The sequence below is a fragment of the Brevibacterium sp. UCMA 11754 genome, assembly GCF_021532275.1.
GTDB lineage: Bacteria > Actinomycetota > Actinomycetes > Actinomycetales > Brevibacteriaceae > Brevibacterium.
The window spans coordinates 21,370-40,642 of record NZ_JACBOT010000012.1 but is presented as its reverse complement, the minus strand read 5'-3'; the positions used below and the strand labels follow the sequence as shown (position 1 = coordinate 40,642).

At 62.3% G+C, this 19,273-nt stretch carries 16 protein-coding genes; 7 read left to right on the top strand and 9 right to left on the bottom strand.

Going from position 1 to position 19,273, the window contains the following annotated elements; translation table 11 throughout:
* Positions 1-2: 2 nt before the first annotated feature.
* Positions 3-476, bottom strand: a complete 474-nt coding sequence (dut, locus tag HX613_RS07130) for a dUTP diphosphatase (protein WP_235344702.1) — start codon at positions 474-476, stop codon at positions 3-5.
* Between the two features lie 63 nt (positions 477-539).
* Here dut and HX613_RS07125 point away from each other — a divergent pair, with 63 nt between their 5' ends.
* Positions 540-995: a DUF3093 domain-containing protein gene (locus tag HX613_RS07125; protein ID WP_235344701.1), complete on the top strand. Its 456-nt coding sequence runs from the start codon at positions 540-542 to the stop codon at positions 993-995.
* A 135-nt stretch (positions 996-1,130) separates the two neighbouring features.
* Here HX613_RS07125 and HX613_RS07120 read toward each other — a convergent pair whose 3' ends face one another.
* Positions 1,131-1,430: a DUF4193 domain-containing protein gene (locus HX613_RS07120; RefSeq protein ID WP_235344700.1), complete on the bottom strand. Its 300-nt coding sequence runs from the start codon at positions 1,428-1,430 to the stop codon at positions 1,131-1,133.
* 287 nt (positions 1,431-1,717) lie between these two features.
* Between HX613_RS07120 and HX613_RS07115 the strand changes: the two genes are divergently transcribed.
* The gene (locus HX613_RS07115; protein WP_143923755.1) at positions 1,718-1,945 is read left to right on the top strand and encodes a hypothetical protein; all 228 of its coding nucleotides are present in this window, start codon (positions 1,718-1,720) and stop codon (positions 1,943-1,945) included.
* 112 nt (positions 1,946-2,057) lie between these two features.
* Here HX613_RS07115 and HX613_RS07110 read toward each other — a convergent pair whose 3' ends face one another.
* On the bottom strand, positions 2,058-3,170 hold the full coding sequence (locus HX613_RS07110) for a ferrochelatase (RefSeq protein WP_235344699.1): 1,113 nt from the start codon (positions 3,168-3,170) through the stop codon (positions 2,058-2,060).
* A gap of 296 nt (positions 3,171-3,466) precedes the next feature.
* Here HX613_RS07110 and sepH point away from each other — a divergent pair, with 296 nt between their 5' ends.
* Positions 3,467-4,555 (top strand): septation protein SepH, encoded by a 1,089-nt coding sequence (sepH, locus tag HX613_RS07105; RefSeq protein WP_235344698.1) that lies wholly within the window; start codon positions 3,467-3,469, stop codon positions 4,553-4,555.
* Here sepH and cydC read toward each other — a convergent pair.
* The 3 genes from cydC to HX613_RS07090 are packed head-to-tail and all read right to left on the bottom strand — an operon-like array spanning position 4,530 to position 10,657.
* Complete coding sequence (cydC, locus tag HX613_RS07100; RefSeq protein WP_235344697.1) at positions 4,530-8,060, bottom strand: thiol reductant ABC exporter subunit CydC; 3,531 nt, start codon at positions 8,058-8,060, stop codon at positions 4,530-4,532. The two genes, sepH and cydC, sit on opposite strands and share 26 nt — an antisense overlap.
* Positions 8,057-9,079 carry a cytochrome d ubiquinol oxidase subunit II gene (cydB, locus tag HX613_RS07095; protein WP_235344696.1) on the bottom strand — a complete coding sequence of 341 codons (1,023 nt, stop codon included), beginning with the start codon at positions 9,077-9,079 and terminating at the stop codon, positions 8,057-8,059. Before cydB ends, cydC begins: the two co-directional genes overlap by 4 nt.
* A gap of 12 nt (positions 9,080-9,091) precedes the next feature.
* Positions 9,092-10,657, bottom strand: coding sequence for a cytochrome ubiquinol oxidase subunit I (locus HX613_RS07090; protein WP_442862592.1), 1,566 nt, complete (start codon positions 10,655-10,657; stop codon positions 9,092-9,094).
* A 296-nt stretch (positions 10,658-10,953) separates the two neighbouring features.
* Between HX613_RS07090 and HX613_RS07085 the strand changes: the two genes are divergently transcribed.
* Together HX613_RS07085 and HX613_RS07080 are read left to right on the top strand one after the other, a co-directional pair.
* The gene (locus HX613_RS07085) at positions 10,954-11,316 is read left to right on the top strand and encodes a BlaI/MecI/CopY family transcriptional regulator (protein ID WP_198396384.1); all 363 of its coding nucleotides are present in this window, start codon (positions 10,954-10,956) and stop codon (positions 11,314-11,316) included.
* 18 nt (positions 11,317-11,334) lie between these two features.
* On the top strand, positions 11,335-12,228 hold the full coding sequence (locus HX613_RS07080) for a M56 family metallopeptidase (RefSeq protein WP_235344694.1): 894 nt from the start codon (positions 11,335-11,337) through the stop codon (positions 12,226-12,228).
* 19 nt (positions 12,229-12,247) lie between these two features.
* Here the strand turns inward: HX613_RS07080 and HX613_RS07075 are convergent, their stop codons facing one another.
* The gene (locus HX613_RS07075; protein WP_235344693.1) at positions 12,248-14,359 is read right to left on the bottom strand and encodes a DNA gyrase/topoisomerase IV subunit B; all 2,112 of its coding nucleotides are present in this window, start codon (positions 14,357-14,359) and stop codon (positions 12,248-12,250) included.
* 253 nt (positions 14,360-14,612) lie between these two features.
* Between HX613_RS07075 and HX613_RS07070 the strand changes: the two genes are divergently transcribed.
* Positions 14,613-15,311 (top strand): N-acetylmuramoyl-L-alanine amidase, encoded by a 699-nt coding sequence (locus tag HX613_RS07070; RefSeq protein ID WP_235344692.1) that lies wholly within the window; start codon positions 14,613-14,615, stop codon positions 15,309-15,311.
* Between the two features lie 147 nt (positions 15,312-15,458).
* Here the strand turns inward: HX613_RS07070 and HX613_RS07065 are convergent, their stop codons facing one another.
* Positions 15,459-16,865, bottom strand: coding sequence for an RNA polymerase sigma factor (locus tag HX613_RS07065; protein WP_235344691.1), 1,407 nt, complete (start codon positions 16,863-16,865; stop codon positions 15,459-15,461).
* A gap of 236 nt (positions 16,866-17,101) precedes the next feature.
* Positions 17,102-18,289: a DUF4192 family protein gene (locus HX613_RS07060; RefSeq protein ID WP_235344690.1), complete on the bottom strand. Its 1,188-nt coding sequence runs from the start codon at positions 18,287-18,289 to the stop codon at positions 17,102-17,104.
* Positions 18,290-18,453: 164 nt separating this feature from the next.
* Here HX613_RS07060 and HX613_RS07055 point away from each other — a divergent pair, with 164 nt between their 5' ends.
* A complete protein-coding gene (locus tag HX613_RS07055; RefSeq protein ID WP_235344689.1) occupies positions 18,454-19,245 on the top strand; it encodes a spermidine synthase in 792 nt (263 codons plus the stop codon).
* The last annotated feature ends 28 nt before the right edge of the window (positions 19,246-19,273 follow it).

Sequence of the window (19,273 nt, the reverse complement as noted above, 5' to 3'; positions counted from 1 at the left end):
GTTCACACCTCTTTCTCGGTCAGACCTGATTGCACTCCACCTGTGGAGCCGAAGCCCCCTGCACCGCGATCGCTGTCGTCCAGCGATTCGACCAGAGTGAAGTCTGCTTGTTTGATTTCTTGGATGACGAGCTGGGCGATGCGGTCTCCGCGCGAGACGCGCAGAGGCGTCCGCGCATCGAGGTTGATCAGCGGCACCTTGATCTCACCCCGATAGCCGGCGTCGATCGTGCCCGGAGCGTTGACTACGGTGACTCCGTGTTTGCTCGAGAGTCCCGATCGCGGATGGACGAATCCTGCGCAGCCGACTGGCAGGGCAATCGCGATCCCGGTGGGCACGACCTTCCGTTCAAACGGTTCGAGGACGAAGTCGATCGCCGAGCACAGGTCGGCGCCCGCATCGGTCGCGTGCGCGTAGGAGGGAGGAGTCATACCTGCATCAAGCAGTTTGAGGTCAATCTTCAGGATTTCTGCCACAAAGATGCACTCTAACGCCGAAGCCTGAGCGCTTCCAAAAGTCCGTTATGGGAGAATGGCCCTATGGCAACAACTCAACCCGAAACACGCGTGGTCTACACGGAGAAACTCGGTCCCTCCATCGGCATGTGGATTCTCATCGTGATCGCCGCGGCTTCGACCGCACTCATGGTCCTCCCTGTGTGGACGGCCGGCACCATCATCCTTCCGGTGATCAGCTTCGTCCTCTTGGCGTGGTGGCTGCGTTCGCTCGGGATCTCAATCATCGTCACCGAACGGCAGCTCTTCGTCGGTGATGCGCATATCGATCGCCGATACGTCACCGATGCCACCGGCTACGACGCCGACGATGCACGGACTGCCCGAGGAACGGGTCTCGACGCTCGGGCGTTCCTCATGCTGCGTCCCTGGGCCAAGTGTGCTGTGCGGATCGACATTCACGATGAGAGCGACCCGACTCCCTACTGGCTGGTTTCGAGCAAACGTCCGATGGAGCTCGCCGCGGCTCTCAGGCCCTGACACTCGAGCCAGCCCTCAGACTCACGCGGTGCGCAGTTTCCTCGACAGAGGAGCTGACGCGCCGGGATTGAAACGGGCCGAGACACAGAAACGCGCCCCGACAAGGGCGCGTTCTTGTATCTTTCGGCGGCTGCTTCAGCCGGCGCAGTCCGTGCAGATCGGAATTCCACCCTCTTCGCTCGCCAGCTGCGAGCGATGGCGAACCAGGAAGCATTCCATGCAGGTGAACTCGTCATTCTGCTTGGGCAGCACTCGAACGGAGAGCTCTTCGTTCGACAGGTCCGCGCCGGGCAGTTCGAACCCTTCGGCAACTGCTGTCTCATCTTCGTCAATCTTGCTTGCCTGCGCCTGCGAGCGTGAAGCCTTCAGCTGTTCAATCGAATCGCTTTTGATTTCATCGTCTTGCTTACGAGGTGCGTCGTAATCCGTTGCCATATGGCTCATCGCTCTCTGTCGGGTGTGCTGAAGAGGATTTTCAACCCCTCTCGCCAAACGTGTCCCCAGCATTGTGCACTGTATGGTTACGGTTGGCAAGATCAGATCGTCCATGTTCACAGTGATTCTCGTCACTGATGAGTCGCTTCGTGACGGTTCGCACATACGACTCTCGAAAAGCTCTGCGAGAATACATAAGTCGAATAGCGCCGATAGCATTTTTTTCGGCGAATGAAACTGGGTTCGCCCCATGTATGGGAGGCGGCCCGAGGAAGGACGGATACACGATGAGTGAATTCGCAAATCAACTCGATACCAGGATCGACGATGTCCGTCATCGCATTCATGAAGCTCGGTCTGCGGGGGACGACTACCTCGTCGAGACCCTGATCGACGACCTGCAGAATCTCTTGGAGCTAGCCGATCGCAACGATGTGGACACCGGTCCGATCGCGGCGGTCATCACAGCAGAGACCGGAGCGATTCCGGTCGTTCCCGCACCTGAAGAGTCCTGACTCCCTGGGAAGACCGACACCGAGAATCCCTCCCCTGCGCAACTGGCAGAGGAGGGATTTCTGTTGTCTGAAGAGCGTTCTGGTTCCCGAAGAGCGCTCGGGACGCTTGAGCTCAGGCTGGCCAGTTGGGCTCGGCAACTCGTTCGATGCGTCCGCGGCAGCATTCGATGCTGCACGCACCGCTGCCGGGGACCAGCGCCGTGGAGCCGGTGATAGTCGGCGCAGCCGTCTGTTCGCCGCGCAGCTGTGCGATTCTCTCCTCGACCAGGTCGACGAGCCCCGACACGAACAGCGGGTGCGTCCCGACTGTCGCTGCACGGGTGAAGGCGAAGCCGAGTTCGGCCGCCGTCTCCTTCGCTTCGGTGTCGAGGTCGAAGGCGACCTCCATGTGATCGGAGATGAACCCGATCGGCACGAGAATGACTCCGGTGACACCGTCTGCGGCGAGTTCCGTCATTCGATCGTTGACATCAGGTTCGAGCCATGGAACCTCTGGGGAGCCCGAGCGGGAGCAGTAGACCAACTCTGCCGGAAGCGTCTCGGCCGCAGGCAGCCCATCCACGAGGTGGGCCATGAGTTCTTCGTGCTGTGCGCGATAGCCGCTGGTCGCCACGGCAGAAGCGTCCTGCATGACGTTGGGGATCGAATGTGTGACGAAGAGAATCCGATGCTTCGACGCATCAAGGGCACCGACCTGCTTCGTGAAGTCGGCGATGCCCTCTCTCAGGAGGATTGCACACGCCTCCGCATAGCCGGGGTGGTTGTAGAACTGCCGGATCTTTTCGATAGTGACGGTCAGACCCTCCGCCGACAGTTCCTCGATCGTCCCAGCGAAGTCCTCACGGTATTGACGGCAGGAGGAATACGACGAGTACGCCGAGGTGTCGATGGACAGGAATCGAGTGCGTCCGGCCTGTGCCTCGGCGCGCACCTCGTCGGTCAGGTACGGTTCCCAATTGCGGTTGCCCCAGATGAGAGGGGTGCCGATGCCTCGATGCTCGAGCTCCTCGCGCAGAGCCTGCAGAAGTGCTTTGTTCTGATCGTTGATGGGCGACTTTCCACCGAAACCGTAATAGTGCTCACCGACTTCTTCGAGTCGCTCCTCCGGTATTCCACGACCGGCGGTGACGTTTTTGAGGAACGGGACGACTTCTTCTGGAGCCTCCGGTCCCCCGAATGACATGAGGACGAGAGTGTCAATGGGTTCAGTGTTGTTCACAGTCATCGATTTTACAGGCTGTAGAGTTTCCGCGCCTGCTGTCCGCACAGTGAGTCAGTTCCACTCACCGTTCAGACCGACTGCCGCTGTCCAGTCCCGGTGCCCACCGAACCGACGGGCAGCCGACCGAGCTGACCGGCCGCTGACCGAACCGTCCGGCCGCTGACCTGTGAGACCGACCTTTGAGCTGTCCGACCTTTGATCTGTGAGAGCGGCCATTTCGCGACTCGCGCGCAAATCTGCCCAATGCGCGGCCACGGACGTGACACGATGCAGGGAGACGCGATAAAGGAGCTTAAGGCATGCGTGAACTGATCTTGAACGGAGTCGACGCCGACGGGACTCATCTGCTGCTGAACGACGAAAACGGGCTGCAGTATCGATTGGCTCTCGACGAAGCTCTGTACGCCGCTGTCCGCAAGGACCGCACCACAGTCAAGCCCGAGACCCCTGTGCGCCCTCGCGACATCCAGGCGATGATCCGGGGCGGGATGAGCGCAGAGGAAGTGATTGCTTCCACGGGTGCCGATATCGAACAGGTCCGCACCTACGAACGCCCTGCTCTTGCCGAACGCGCACACACCGCGTATACGGCCAGTCAGCATCCGATCTATTCCGATCATGACCCCAACGGCGACCCGACTCCCCTGGTGGAGCTGTGTCAGACCCGTCTGGCGATGCGCGACGTCGACATCGAGACGATGGACTGGGATGCGTGGAAGCAGCAGGACGGCAACTGGTACATCCAGCTCAGCTTCACCGCCGCGGATCGGACCCGCACGGCCGGATGGAGCTACTACCGCAGGTCGCTGACCCCCATCGATGACGAAGCGAAATGGCTCGCCGATTCGGGACCCACGGATACAGGACCGATTCCGAACTACGGAACCGGCGCCGAACGTCAGAAGAACACCGAGGAGATCGACACCCCGATTGCTCCCCCGGCTCCGAACGATTCGACTCCGACCGCCCGGGACCACCAGGCGGAGACCGGACGGATCCTGGAGAATCTGCGCAAGCGTCGTCGCCATGAGGACGAGGACGAGCCACGTGGCAGACTTCGCGCAGTCACCGAGGACCCGGAAACGCATCCTCAAGGTGCGCACACCGCGCCAGGACGGCCTGCAGACGCCACCGATGACGAGGTCTTCGCATTCGAGGACCCGGCAGCTGCCGATCCGACTGCCGTCGACCCGGATGAGCCTCAGGAGCCGACCCAGGAGGTCGGCAGATTCGATGACGACAATCAGCTGTCCCTGCTCAATGAGCCTGGTGTCAGCGAAGATTCGAATCAGTTCAAGGACACAGAGTCGAAGTCGAAGGCGAAGAAGAACAGTCGCGCATCGATCCCCAGCTGGGACGAGATCATGTTCGGCTCGAAGCGCGACTGAGTTCGCTTCCCAGCTCGACCAGTCGATCGCTGTCTGCGATCAGACTGCGGTCGTGAGTGACCATCACAACGGCGTGTGAGTCCAGACTCTCCCGCAGATCACTCACCAGCCGGTGAGCCATCTCATCATCCAGATGTGCTGTCGGCTCGTCGAGTACGAGCACTTCGGCTCCGCTCAGAAGCGTCCTGGCCACGGCCAGGCGCTGACGCTGGCCCCCGGAGATCTCGGCTCCGTGTTCGCCGACCCACAGCTCGAGTCCGGCCGGATCGGCCCATTCGCCCAAGCCCGCGCCGGTCAGAGCCGCACACATCTCCTCGCTGCTGGGTGTGTCCCTGCGCGCGATCGCCAGATTGCCCCTCACCGTTGACCGGAACACGTGCGCCTCCTGCGGGCACCACGCGATTCGACCGGCGAGGTCCTCCGGTGCCAGACCGAGCATGTCCGTCTCGTGTCCTGCATCGTCTTCGGCCCGATAGGAGCCTGACCACGGGTCGAGGAAACGCAGCAGCACACTCAGCGTCGTCGTCTTTCCGGTGCCGCTGTCGCCGTGCAGGACGGTCCACCTGCCCTTCTGAGCTCGCAGATCCACATCGTCGACGATTGGAACGTCATCCCACCCGACGCTCATGTCCTCGAGCTCGAGGACGGTGAACGCGTTCGCATCGGAGACCTGGCCTCTGTGGTTGTGGGTCGGGAGACTGGACTGGGCAGGTGACAGTGCGGGGATGCGGTCGAGGACAGCACCGAGGGTCGGCAGCGCACGGTATGCGAGCAGTGACTGTGAGAAGACATCTGCAGAGCCCAGTGCAATGAGAACGACAACTGCCCGGATCTCGGTCGGTGCCGACGATGACATCGCGATGAGCACAGCAGCGCCCACCGTACTCAGCTGCAGCCAGAGCTGTGCCGCGCCGAAGCGGTGCGAGGAGCGACGCTGGACACGCTGCAGTTCCTGCTCTTCGCGAGCGAGCACTGTCAGCACAGTGGTGTCTGCTCGATTCGTGCGCAGATCCGTTTTGGCATTCAGTGCCCGAGCCAGGACGGAGAGTATCCGGCTGCGGAGCTTTCGGACTCGGCCAGCGAGGCCGCTTTCACTCCAGATCACTGCTGCTGGCACCACGACCAGGTTGAGAGCTCCGAGCGCCAGGAACACCGGCAGCGTCGCCGGGTCGAGCGCCCAGGCCGCGATGAGCACGGCGAGAAAGACCAACGACGAAGCGACAGGCGGGAACAGAGTCCGGGGAATCAGGTCCCGAACATCATCGGCATCGGAGACCATGGTGCGCAGCGCGGCATCAGAGGTCAGCAGCTTCCGATCCCCCATGCCGACTGCTTCGAAGTGCTCCCAAAGACGAGATCGCAGTCTGCCCAAGGATGCGAAGATCGCCGAGTGCAGTTTGAGCCGACTGAGATAGAGCAGCACTGATCGACTCAGTCCGAAGAACCGCACGCCGACGATGGCGACCATGAGGATCATGATGGGAGGCTGGTATGACGCCTCGACGATGAGCCAGGCGGAGACTGCAGTCAGTGCGATTGCCGCCAGGCTGGAGGCGCAGGATGAGAGCAGAGCAATGATCATGTTCGGGGTGAAGAGAGGCATACTCGACCGCAGGAGCGAGAACCGGCGACGAAGAGCCGCTCTTCGACTTTCATGTGCCGAGCCGTGGTCCTCGCCCACTGCTTCCGCTCTCTGTGTTCTGCCAGCCGCTGCGGGATCGGCGGGCATCACAGCATCGGCGGGCATCGTAGGCTCGGTGAGCCTCGTTGGGGCGGTGCGTACCACCGGGTCGTCGAGTGTGGCTGAGTCGGCATGCGAGGCCGCTGGGACATGACTGCGCGGATCGGATCCCGGATCTGCGCCCTGATCGGCATCCGATTCAGTTTCCTGCGCGCGCGGCCGTGCTGACGTTGCTGCGGGCGTGCCCGGGCTGGGCTTCCTGGGAATGATCTCGTCGTCGGCGAGTGCGACGACCCGGTCGTCATGGCTGGCCAGGATGACTCGCACACGAACTGCCGCCTCGGCGATCATGTCGATGATGATCTGAGCGTTGTCATCATCGAGATGAGCAGTCGGCTCGTCGAGGACGAGGGTCTCCCCGTCGCCGTCAACCAGGTGGAGCACCCGGACGAAGGCGAGTCGACGAAGTTGGCCAGGGCTCAGAGCTGATGTCGACATCGTCGGGTCCTCAGGCAGACGGGCTCCGCGCAGTGCAGTCCCAAGTTGTGAGTGTGGGAGACCGTAGACCTCGAGCTCGGCGCCGATCGTCGCACCGAAGATACGTGGAGCCTGTGGGACGAAGGCGACTCGGCGCGGTCTCATCGTGGTCTTGGCCCGTGCCGGCAGATGACCGGCCAGCGCTGCCAGAATCGTCGACTTTCCTGCGCCCGAGGCTCCTCGAACCGCAGTGATGCCGGGAGTGGTCGGGAAGTCACCGTTCCACTCGATCGTCGTTCCGTTCGGATAGATGACGCCGTGCCGGGCGCCAGTGTCTGCATCACTGGCCGCACCGGCACCTGCCGCAGTGGAACCTGCCGCACCGACACCGGACATATCGTCGCCGTCGAGCCCTTCCGTCGTCGCACTGTCGGTGCTTGCGATCAGCGCGTGGGCACGATCCTGTGCCTCGCGGCCGTTCTCGCTGGCGTGGTATCCGGCGCCGAGTTCGCGCAACGGAGTGAAGCACTCGGGAGCCAGGAGCAGGACGAAGAGTCCGGAGCTCAGGTCCATGGTTCCAGAGACGAGGCGCAGCCCGATGACGACGGCGACGAGAGCCACGGAGATCGTGGCGATGAGTTCGAGGGCGAGGCTCGAGAGGAACGCGATACGCAGCGTGGCGAGGTTCGCGCTGTGGTATTTCTCCCCCAAAGCACGCAGGGTGTGCGCGTGGTCCCTGGATCGCCCGAGCCCGATGAGCACGGGCAGCCCTTCGGCCAGCTCGGCGAGGTGGTCGGACAGACGTTCGAGTGCTGTGGTGCTGGCGGCTGTCGAAGCCTGCGTGAACCGGCCGATGAGGATCATGAAGACCGGCACCAACGGCAGGCACAGCGCGATGATGACCGCTGAGAGGACATCGGTGAAGACGATCCGTATCAGCAGCGTCAGCGGCACCACCGCTGCGGCGCTCAGCGCCGGCACTACGGTCGTGAAGTAGTCGTCGAGGTCGTCGATGCCGCGTGTGACGGTGACTGCCGTGTTCATTCGCGGCTGCCCGCGCCCGGCGAGGAGCGATCGTAGGATCGAGAACCTCAGCCGCTGCTTGTTCGCAGCAGCCAGAGACGTCCCCAGACTATGATCCGTCCAGAGGCTCGCTCCGCGCAGAGCCGCTCCCAGCAGCCCCAGCACCGCCCAGACCGCGACGGGGCTTGACCCGATGATTGATCGCACCAGAGCCTCGGCGATGAGCACGATGCCCACGGCCCGAGCCAGGGCGCTGAACAGGGAGAGGCAGAATCCGCGCTGACCGCCCGGCAGATCGAGCAGGATCCGCAGTGGGGATCTCATGACCTGATCGCCACCGGCACACGGTGGGCTTCGGGGATGTGGGTCTCGGCGATACGGCCCAGGAACATGCGATAGCTGAAGATCTGATAGCCGATGATGATCGGCAGGCAGATCACGGTCACGACCAGCATCACCGTGAGCGTGTAGTCCGATGACGACGCCGAGGCGATTGTCAACGAGTTCGCGGAGTCCAGTGTTGAGGGCAGCACGTTGGGATAGGCCCCGGCGAACACGGCGAAGAGTCCGAGCACGAGGTAGAACCCGTGCAGAGCGAAGGCTGCCTTCTCCGCCCCGGACCGCACAGCGAAGTACGTCGCTCCCAGCGCGATCACCGCTGCGACGACCACAGCAATGAGCCATGGGCGCTGGGTGATGGAGAGACCGAACCAGATGAGGAAGCCGATCGAGCACGGCAGCAGCATCCTCCGCGCCCACCGCTGAGACTTGTCTCGGATGTCGCCCTGCGTCTTCAGACCGAGGAAGATGAGGCCGTGGACGAGCGCGAAGCCGACTCCGCCCAAACCGCCGAAGACTGCCGGCCACCCTATCCAGGCGAATGCCCCGCCGACGATGTCACCGTTGTCATTCAGCGGCAGCCCGCTGGAGGTGATGGCGAGCATGGCACCGATGAAGAACGCGATTCCAGCCGACCCCACGGCCATCGCCCAGGTCCAGAAGGACTTCCACGCCTGACTGTGTCCCTTGCCGCGATATTCGATGGCGACGGCGCGGAAGATCAATGCCAGCAGGCACAGCGTCAGCGGTATGTAGAGGGCGCTGAACAGGGAGGCATACCAATGTGGGAAGGCTGCGAACGTGGCCCCGGCCGCGGTGACCAGCCACACTTCATTGCCATCCCATGTCGGCCCGATCGTGTTGAGCAGCACCCGCTTCTGCCGTTCGGTACGGCTCAGCACCGGCATCAGCATGCCTACGCCGAGGTCGAACCCGTCGAGGAACAGGTACCCCGTCCACAGGACGATGATGAGGACGAACCAGATCGTGGCGAGAATTTCCATCGTGTCTTCTCCTCAGTACGCGAACGACAGGACGTCGTCTTCGTCGTTCGTGATCCGCGGGGTGTGGTTGGTCTTCGTGACCTCAGGCATCGCCGAGGCCACCCCTCCCCTGATGTAGACGATGAGCAGCCGCAGTTCGACAACCATGAGAATGCCGTAGACAAGGCTGAGGCTGATCAAGGAGAACAGCAGCATCGCCGGCGTGAGTTGGGGTGACAGCGCTGCCTGGGTGAACATGTACACAGCGTCCTGTCGTGCGGGATTCGGCGCGACCACGAACGGCTGACGTCCCATCTCCGTGAAGATCCAGCCGGCGGAGTTCGCGATGAAGGGTGCTGTGATGGACACGAGGGCCCCGCGCATCAGCCAGGCCGAGGCGGGGACGGTGCCCTTGCGCGTCAGCCACAGTGCCAGAGCGCTGACTCCCGCTGCGATCATGCCGAATCCGATCATGAGACGAAAGCCCCAGTAGGTGACGATCATGATGGGCTGGTAGTCGATCTTCTCGCCGGAATGCTGGCCGTAGCGTTCATCCTCGGGCAGATGGGTGCCGTACTTCTCCTGGTAGTCAGGAAGCAGAGTCGTCACACCGTGGACCGGGGTGTTGAAGTCGCCATTGGCGAGGAAGGACAGCAGACCGGGGATCTCGAACACGTTCTCAACGCCGTCACAGTCGTTCGAGGAGGGGTCTCCGATCGTGAGCACCGAGAACTCTGTTCCATCGTGGCAGGCGGCTTCAGCGGAGGCCATCTTCATGGGCTGTTGTTCGAACATGAGCTTTGACTGGATGTCGCCGGTGATCGCTACACCGGCGAAGGCGACGATGCCGACGACCGCGCCGATGCGCAGAGAACGGATCCAGACCTGGTGGTCGATGGCATCTCGTCCGGGCACGTCGGGAGCGGAGCCGACGACGACCTTTCCGTCGGATCCGATGGTGTCAATGCCGTCCTTGCGCCGGCGGTACAGGTGATACCAGGAGATTCCGAGCAGGAAGCTGCCGCCGACAGCCAGCGCCCCGCACAGCGCGTGCGTGTAGGCGGCGATCGCCGTGTTGTTCGTCAGCACTGCCCAGACATCGGTCATCACCGGCCTGCCGTCGACCATCTCGACGCCGACCGGATGCTGCATCCACGAGTTGGCGACGATGATGAAGTAGGCGGAGATCCATGACCCGATGACCGCGCACCAGAGGCTGCCCAGATGGACAGCACGAGGGAGTCTGCCCCAGCCGAAGATCCAGAGTCCGAGGAATGTCGACTCCAGGAAGAACGCGAGCAGGGCCTCCAGCGCCAGCGGCGCACCGAAGACGTCCCCGACAAAACGGGAATACTCACTCCAAGCCATACCGAACTGAAACTCTTGGACCAGGCCGGTCGCCACACCCATGATGAAGTTGATGAGGAAGAGCTTCCCGAAGAACTTGGTGCTGCGCAGGTACACCTCATTGCCCGTGCGGTGGTACATGGTCTGCAGAATCGCAACCAGCATGCCGAGACCGAGGGTGAGCGGGACCATCCAGAAGTGATAGACGGTGGTGATGCCGAATTGCCAGCGCCCGATGAGAACCGGATCCAGGTCCATGGGTACTCCGTTCGTGGAAGACCAAGTTTCTACAACACGTAGAATTCTACATCGCGTAGAAGCAATCGCGGCAATATTCCGCCATCTAAGATCTGCCGTCCCAGAACTCGCGTCAGTGCCCGTTTGCGCTTACCCCACTCCGCCGAGGTGTGCACGACCCCGATTCGACCGAACAGCGCACCAGCAGCGGCGACGAAGCGAATTGCGGTCGATCTCACATGGAATTCGACAGCTTGTAGAGTTAGACTGAACTGGCAACAAGAACCATCACCTCTAAGGACAAGGACACCGTGGGAACACTGGGCGAACTCGAACGCAGCGTCATGGACGCCATCTGGGTACATGATGATGGGTTGAGCGCGGCCGAACTCCGCGACGTGCTGGCAGCACGCGATCTGGCACTGACCACCGTCCACACCGTCCTCACCCGGCTGGAGAAGAAGGGATTCGTCACTCGCGACCGCAGCATCCGTCCGCATCGCTACCTCGCGGTTTCGACGCGGGAAGACCATGTTGCAGAGCTGATGACCGAAGTCCTGTCACAGGCCCCGGATCGCCAGGCCGTTCTTGCCCGATTCCTCGGCACCGTTTCGGAGGCCGACACTAAGGCTCTGCGTAATATGCTGGGACGCAATCACTCGACCAACTCCTGACGCAGGTCGTTCCCGAGCATGAGCGTCGTGGGATCCGTCCTTGCGGTACTTGCATTTCTCTTGGCGTGGCCGGTTCCGGCCGCGCTCTCCCGTTTTCGGGGAGACCCCATCTCGCAGGTCATTCTGTGGCAGGCCGTCGGTCTCTCCGGTGGCCTCTCACTTATCGGCACAGCACTGGCTTTTGCCGTTGCTCCGACCTCGCACAGTCTGCCTGAGGGACTCTGGCAGCTCGCCAGAGGACAGTCCCACGCTCATCTCACGGTCTTCGCGTGGATCTTCCTCATCATCGCAGTGGCACTCATCGCCCGATTGCTGGGTTGTCTTGCCCTGACGTTCTACTCCGCGCGCAGAACTCGCATTCGCCATGATGAGATTCTGCATCTGCTCAGCGAACCATCCGCGACGTACCCTGATACGCGGATCATCACGACCGACGAAGCTGTCGCCTATTGCCTGCCACAGGGGCCGCGCAAAGGAACTGCGGTGCTCTCAACCGGACTGCTCGAAGTCCTCGGCGAGGACGAGCGCACAGCCGTCATCGCGCATGAGAGAGCTCATCTGGACTTCCGCCACGACGTGCTGGTGATTCCCTTCGCCGCGTGGCACCGTGCCCTGCCGTTCTTCTCGGCTACCGCGATCGGCCTCAACTCAGTCAATGGTCTGATTGAACTCATGGCCGATGACCAGGCTCGCGAGCACGTCGACCCGGCGATTCTGGCGAAGGCAGTGCGGGAAGCGGCGGGCATCAGCCCAGAGCATCGCAGCGATCTCTCGGCTCAGCGGATCGACCGTCTGTCCCGGCCCCTGGACCCCGCACGAGTACCGGTGCGTGTGACGTCGACGCTTGTGGCGCTGGGCCTGCTGCTGGTCCCCAGCCTGTTGCTCTTCGCCCCGGTCGCTTCCGGATTCTGACCCCTCGCGTCGCCCCGGCTCAGCTGTCGATGCGTTCAGCGTCGAGAACAGCGGCTCCCGAGACGATGAACTCTTTTCGCGGCCCGACTGAGGAACCCATCAGAAGTTCGAAGGTGTTCTCTGCTGCCTCGGCGTCGGCCATGGTCACACGGCGCAGTGTGCGCATGCTCGGATCCATCGTCGTCTCCGCCAGCTGGTCGGCATCCATCTCACCCAGTCCCTTGTAGCGCTGAATGGGTTCCTTGTATGTCTTCTTCGACTTCTCCAGCTTCTTCAGCAGAGCATGGAGTTCTGCCTCGCTGTAGGTGTAGACGACGTCGTTGGGCGTGCCGCGCTTCGTGACGACCTCGACACGGTGCAGGGGCGGCACAGCTGCGAACACTCGTCCCTGTTCGACCAGTGGCTTCATATAACGGAAGAACAGGGTCAGCAGCAGGGTCCGGATGTGAGCGCCGTCGACGTCGGCGTCGGTCATGATGATGACACGTCCGTAGCGGGCCGCATCAATGTCGAAGCTGCGGCCGGATCCGGCCCCGATGACCTGGATCAGTGCAGCACATTCGACGTTGGCCAACATGTCCGACAACGATGCCTTCTGCACGTTGAGGATCTTGCCGCGGATGGGAAACAGGGCCTGGTGGTCGGAGTTGCGAGCGGCTTTCGCCGTTCCCATAGCGGAGTCACCCTCGACGATGAACAGCTCTGTGTTCTCCACTCCGTTGTCACGGCAGTCGTAGAGTTTGGCTGGCAGGGAAGATGCCTCGAGCGCCGTTTTGCGCCGCTGGTTCTCTTTGTGCGTGCGAGCCGAGATGCGTGACTTGAGCTCCGCGACGACCTTCTCCATGAGGACTGCGGCCTGCTGCTTCTCTGCGCGCTTAGTCGAGGACAGGATGTCGCCCAGCTGCTTTTCGACCGTCTTCGCCACGATCTGCCTGACCGCGGCCGTACCCAGGACTTCCTTCGTCTGCCCCTCGAACTGCGGCTCGGCCAGCTGCACCGTGACCACTGCGGTCAGACCGGCCAGCACATCGTCCTTCTCGAGCTTGTCCTTGCCCAGTTTGAGCTTGCGGGCGTTGGCCTCGACAGCCTTGCGCATGGCCTTGAGGCTGGCCTGTTCGAAACCTGCCAGGTGGGTTCCGCCATGCGGAGTGGACACCACGTTGACGAAGGACTTGACCTTCGTGTCGTAGCCGGTCCCCCACCTCAAGGCGATATCGACGCCGACTTCGCGCTCGACCTCTTTCGAGACCAGGTGACCCGAGGAGTCAAGCACTGGGACTGTCTCGCTGAACTTTCCGGTGTCCTGCAGACGCCAGGTGTCCGTCATCGGAGGGTCGATCGACAGATGGTCGACGAATTCGGTGATGCCGCCGTCGAAGCGGAAGACCTCGAGGCGTTCGGCGATGACCTCGCCGGTCTCGTCGCGGGCGACCCCACGGCGGTCTTCGATGCGCAGTTCGAGCCCGGGGACGAGGAATGCCGTCTGGCGTGCACGCTCGACGAGGTGCTGGTAGTCGAACTGGGCCTTGGACAGGAAGATCTGCGGGTCAGCCCAGTACTGGACTCGGGTACCCGTGACTCCCCTCTTCGCCTTGCGGACGACATCGAGCCCGGTCGGCTCCTGGAACTCCTCGAAAGGGTTGTCAGGACCGGGCTGTCCGGAGGAATCGTCGAAGCGCCCAGGCACACCTCGGTGGAAGGACATCTTATGAACCTTCGATCCACGTGTGACTTCGACATCGAGTCGAGCAGAGAGTGCGTTGACGACGGAGGCGCCGACGCCGTGCAGACCGCCGGACGCGGCATAGGAGCTGCCACCGAACTTGCCTCCGGCATGGAGCTTGGTCAGAACCACCTCGACGCCGGTCAGTCCCGTCTTGGGCTCGATGTCCACGGGGATGCCTCGGCCGCTGTCCGTGACCGCCACCGAGCCGTCCGGTTCGAGTTCGATGAGGATCGACTTGCCGAAGCCGCCCAGAGCCTCGTCGACGGCATTGTCGATAATCTCCCACAGGCAGTGCATCAGCCCACGGGAATCGGTGGTCCCGATGTACATGCCCGGACGCTTGCGAACCGCTTCGAGACCCGACAACACTGACAGATGCCTGGCGCCGTAACTTTCCTCTTCCACACGTTTCCTCTCGTTCGATTAAATTCTAATCCCTCAACCGGCTCTGTCTCTGCCATTGCGGGCCGTGTCTCGCATCGATTCCGCCGAAACCACCTGTTGACGGCATCTTTCCTGGAACAATGGCACTATGTCTCCTCGTCGCAGTGCCTTGGTCCCCCTCTTGGGCGTGGTCCTCATCTTGCCGGGCCTCACCGGGTGCAATGCGAGCCCGCCGTCGCAACCCGCTGCGTCCACACCGGCAGAGCCAGAGGCAATGTCGAGCTCAACGAGCCCCGCCGCGCAGGATACCCCAACAACGGACCCTGCGGTCGACCTCAGCGGTCGCACAATCGCCATCGACCCTGGTCACAACGGAGGAAACGCCTCCCACCCGGACAAGATCGCCGGCCCGGTTCCGGATGGACGAGGTGGGACCAAAGCCTGCAACACCACCGGAACCGCAACGGATACCGATTATCCCGAGACCGATTTCAACTGGGGCGTTGCACAGAAGCTCGAACAGGAGCTCGAAGACGCGGGGGCCGAAGTGATCATGAGTCGCGACGACAACAAGGGTGTGGGTCCCTGCGTCGACGAGCGCGGCACGTTCGCCGATGACGCAGACCTCATGGTCAGCATCCACGCCAACGGAAGCGAATCGGCTTCGACCAAGGGCTTTCATGTCATCGTCGCGAAACCGGGCAGCTCCGAAGCCGTCGAAGACGACTCGAACCGCCTCGCCGATGCCATGAGCAAGGCAATGGCTGATCCGTTCACCCCCAACAGCGCCTACGGGAAGAACGCCATCAGTCGGCGCCCCGACCTGGCAGGACTCAATAACGCTTCGGTTCCTGCCGTCATCGTCGAATGCGGTGAGATGCGCAATCCCGACGAAGCCAAGACCATGGAGTCGAAGCCCGGTCAGCAGAAGTATGCCGAGGCTCTGATGCAGGGCATCGTCGACTGGTACTGAACCGGCAACGATCGAACCTGAACGACCCCGGCTGAGCAGGTCCTGCAACAGATAGATCGCCTGCGGACGCGAATATTCGCGTCCGCAGGCGATCGTAGTCACCGGGCTCATGCCGTGAGGCCTCAGCCATGGCAGGAGACAGCTGTCTCAGTCGAGGTAGTCCCGCAGAACCTGAGAGCGCGAGGGGTGCCGCAACTTCGCCATGGTCTTCGACTCTATCTGGCGGATACGCTCACGCGTGACTCCGTAGACCTTGCCGATCTCATCCAGTGTCTTCGGCTGGCCGTCGTTGAGGCCGAAGCGCATCGACACGACACCGGCTTCGCGTTCGGACAGGGTGTCGAGAACCGAGTGCAGCTGTTCCTGCAGCAGGGTGAAGCTGACCGAGTCTGACGGCACGACCGCTTCGGAGTCCTCGATGAGATCACCGAACTCCGAGTCGCCGTCTTCGCCCAGTGGTGTGTGCAGAGAGATGGGCTCGCGGCCGTACTTCTGAACCTCGACGACACGCTCAGGCGTCATGTCGAGTTCCTTGGCGAGCTCTTCCGGGCTCGGTTCGCGTCCGAGGTCCTGCAGCATCTGACGCTGGACACGAGCAAGCTTGTTGATGACCTCGACCATGTGCACGGGAATGCGAATGGTGCGAGCCTGATCAGCCATGGCACGGGTGATGGCCTGACGGATCCACCACGTGGCGTAGGTCGAGAACTTGAACCCCTTCGTGTAGTCGAACTTCTCGACTGCACGGATGAGGCCCAGGTTGCCCTCCTGAATCAGGTCGAGGAAGAGCATTCCACGGCCGGTGTAGCGCTTGGCCAATGAGACCACGAGACGCAGGTTGGCCTCGAGGAGGTGGTTCTTCGCAATGCGACCATCATGGATGATCCACTTGTAGTCCATGGACTCACGCGGTTCGGTGATGCCACCGGCATCGAGCAGGTGCTCGGCGTACATTCCGGCTTCGATGCGCTTGGCCAGATCGACTTCTTCGGCCGCGTTGAGCAGTGCGACCTTGCCGATCTGCTTGAGGTAGTCCTTGACCGGGTCCGCGGTCGCTCCCGCAGAGACGACCTGCTGTGCAGGTGCATCTTCTTCGTCGGCGTCGGAGACGATGAAGCCGCCGGCTTCTGTGACAGCGGCGTTCTTCTCCTTCTCTTCGGAGTTCTTCGTCTCGGTCGCCTCAGCTGGACTCTGCTCAGTACCGAGAGCATCGGTTGCCGGCTCGGCTGCCTCGCCCGTCTCGAGCACGTCGTCGGACTTCTTCTTCGCCCCCGCGGCCTTGGTGGGCTTCGTCACCGTCTTCTTAGCGGCGGCGGTCTTCGCCACCTTGGCTGCGGTCGATTTCGTCGCAGCGGCTTTGGCGGTCGTCGTCTTTCGGGCCGCGGTGGTCTGCTTGGTCCCGGTCTCCGCTGCGGTCGCTGAAGCCGATGTCTTCGTCGTCTTCTTGGCTCCCTTCGACGCCGCAGTGGTCTTGGATCCAGCGGTGGAGGTATTGGCGGCCGTTCCCTCCGACTTTTCCGTCACCGTCGTGGATTCCTTGTCGACTCTCGGCACGTGTTCACCTTTCGCGAGCGTTGAAACTTCTCGAATGCACCAGGACATTACTAAGACCCATGTCAAGAGGTCCAGGTATCTGGCCCGTGGGGAACACAGAGTTCGCCCATGATGCTATGACAGGGTCAACACCCAATTTTCGCACGATATTCCCGGCTTTGCGAATTGAGCCCCGCACGGTGGTTCGGGCCCCTGCGCCGAGCTCTTCGCGGAGAGCCGCCACCGTATCATCGGGCTCATCCGGGGCCTCGGCGTGCTGACATCAGCCACCGTGGGAGATACCCCTGCTCCACTGCGTTCAGGATCAGGGTGGCCATCGCATGGTCAGGATCGAGTTCGAGCCCTGCCTGGGCGTAGTGCTCTGCCATGGTCGAGCCTCCCAACGACCACTCGAACCATGCGATCACAGCATATGCGGTGGCCCGAACGTCGGGATGCCCCAAGGGTATATAGGCCTTGAGGAACTCGATGCCCAACTGAACATCACGGGGGCGAGGTGCACTCGGTGAAAGCCCCACCATGCCCTGTGCGGCCTGCGGGGACCTCGCGTATCTCTGCGCGAGAAGGTGCAGCTGTCCGGGACCGCACTTCTCGATGTCGGCTGGCGCGAAGTTCGGATGATCGAAGCTGAGGATCATTTCGAGTGCGTCCCGGGACCATTTTTCGCTGAGGATCGCGTCGACGGCCATGGTCGTCTGGAGAGTCATCAGCTCTGCGAGGGCAGTCGGGTCGATGCTGTCGCCGACCTCGCTCAGGCGAGCAAGGCGAGGGTAGAGGATGGAAAGAACGTCGAAGCCCTCGGCGATGCTCAGCCAGATGTCGCGTCGGCCGTTGCGGCTGGCAGTGAATTCTGCTGCAGATACGGGCCTGACCACGAGTTCCCGCGGGGACGCCGCAGGAGAGGAACCCGCCGCGACGAGTTCCGTTGCACACGCCGAGGTCGAGGCAGCTTCGAGCAGCGTGCTGATCTCCGCATCGTCGTCGATGCGGCCGAATCGCTCCTCACTGACCCACCATGCGCTCAGCGTATCGATGCCTCGGTCCCCCAGCGACAGCGCGATCTCATCGATCGCCGCCCGGATGAGGTCTCGGTGGACGCGTGGGTACTCGTCGCTGGTCCCCCTGACTCCTGCCAGAGCCGCCACTGGCAATCCGCTCTGGTACTCCGAGTCGTAGAGGACGAGGAACACCCCGGTCGCCGTGCACGCTCCAGCGATGAGATCGCTGTACCACTGCCCGCCTTCGGCCACGAGGTGGGCCGCAGTCTCCAGGTCGAAGTCGACGCGAAGCGTCGTCGCACATGTCTGGGCGCCGTGTTCGTCGGTGCCCACGATGACGGCCACGAGGCTCTCCCGTGGAATGTAGCCGAGAGTGTGGGGCACGATTCCGATGATGTCTTCTGCTGTCTTCGCTGTGGTCTCCATGGCACCACTTCAGCCCCTGCCCTGCCAGATTGACCAGAGTGAGCTGAGCACATGTGGAAACCCTTGAGGTGTCCACAGCCCAAACGCACATGAGTGTGGGCCGATATCCCCACGCGAAGTCGCACAGAATTGCCACCGCGGCTCAACTGGCATACAAGTGAGGGGTGGCAAAACGACGGATATACACAGCACCTGGCTCACAAGTCGTCGAAATCTCGACCGGCACCGCGCGCCTGGAGAAGGTCGACGGGGAGGTCGACAGCTATGTCCTCCATGTCAACGGGGTGCCTTCCTCATCGATCACTCTGAGCGAGCCGACTCGGCTGGACTTCGAATATCTGGATTGGATGTCACGGATCATCGATATCCAGTTCGCAGCCGGTCCCCTGCGAGCAGTCCACATCGGGGCTGCCGGATGTGCACTTGCCAGGGCCCTCCATGCCCAGCGGCCCGGTTCGAAGCAGACAGCGATCGACATCGACCCCCTGCTCCTCGACTACTCACGCACCTGGTTCGATCTGCCGCGCGCACCTGGTCTGGCTCTGCGTGCCGGAGACGGTGCGGTCGAAGCCGAGAAGTTCCGTCCCGACACCCTTGACGTGCTCATCCGTGATGCCTTCGATCATGATTCGGTGCCACCTGCCCTGCAGACCTCGGAGTTCTTCACCACTTGTGCGCGCATTCTCAAGGACTCCGGTGTCTATATCGCCAACGTCCCCGATGCTGGCGACCACCGCGTCCTCAGAGCAGAACTGGATCTGCTTGATTCTGCGTTCGACCATGTCGCTGCCGCCGCCGAGCCCGGAATCCTCAAGGGACGCAGACGTGGGAACGTGGTTGTCATCGCCTCCGATTCCCCGCTGCACGTACACGAACTCGATAGGAGTCTGCGCACTGCCGCGACAATGGCGACCTTCCTGACGGGGCAGGGGCTGAAGTCCAGACTGGGGCTGTGACGGAACACACCTGGCATGAATCATTGCT

Bases quoted from the DNA above. Each gene is read 5' to 3' on its own strand.
- HX613_RS07125 (WP_235344701.1), top strand. From the start codon at position 540: ATGGCAACAACTCAACCCGAAACACGCGTGGTCTACACGGAGAAACTC.
- HX613_RS07120 (WP_235344700.1), bottom strand. From the start codon at position 1,430: ATGGCAACGGATTACGACGCACCTCGTAAGCAAGACGATGAAATCAAA.
- HX613_RS07115 (WP_143923755.1), top strand. From the start codon at position 1,718: ATGAGTGAATTCGCAAATCAACTCGATACCAGGATCGACGATGTCCGT.
- HX613_RS07110 (WP_235344699.1), bottom strand. From the start codon at position 3,170: ATGACTGTGAACAACACTGAACCCATTGACACTCTCGTCCTCATGTCA.
- sepH (WP_235344698.1), top strand. From the start codon at position 3,467: ATGCGTGAACTGATCTTGAACGGAGTCGACGCCGACGGGACTCATCTG.
- cydC (WP_235344697.1), bottom strand. From the start codon at position 8,060: ATGAGATCCCCACTGCGGATCCTGCTCGATCTGCCGGGCGGTCAGCGC.
- cydB (WP_235344696.1), bottom strand. From the start codon at position 9,079: ATGGAAATTCTCGCCACGATCTGGTTCGTCCTCATCATCGTCCTGTGG.
- HX613_RS07080 (WP_235344694.1), top strand. From the start codon at position 11,335: ATGAGCGTCGTGGGATCCGTCCTTGCGGTACTTGCATTTCTCTTGGCG.
- HX613_RS07070 (WP_235344692.1), top strand. From the start codon at position 14,613: ATGTCGAGCTCAACGAGCCCCGCCGCGCAGGATACCCCAACAACGGAC.
- HX613_RS07060 (WP_235344690.1), bottom strand. From the start codon at position 18,289: ATGGAGACCACAGCGAAGACAGCAGAAGACATCATCGGAATCGTGCCC.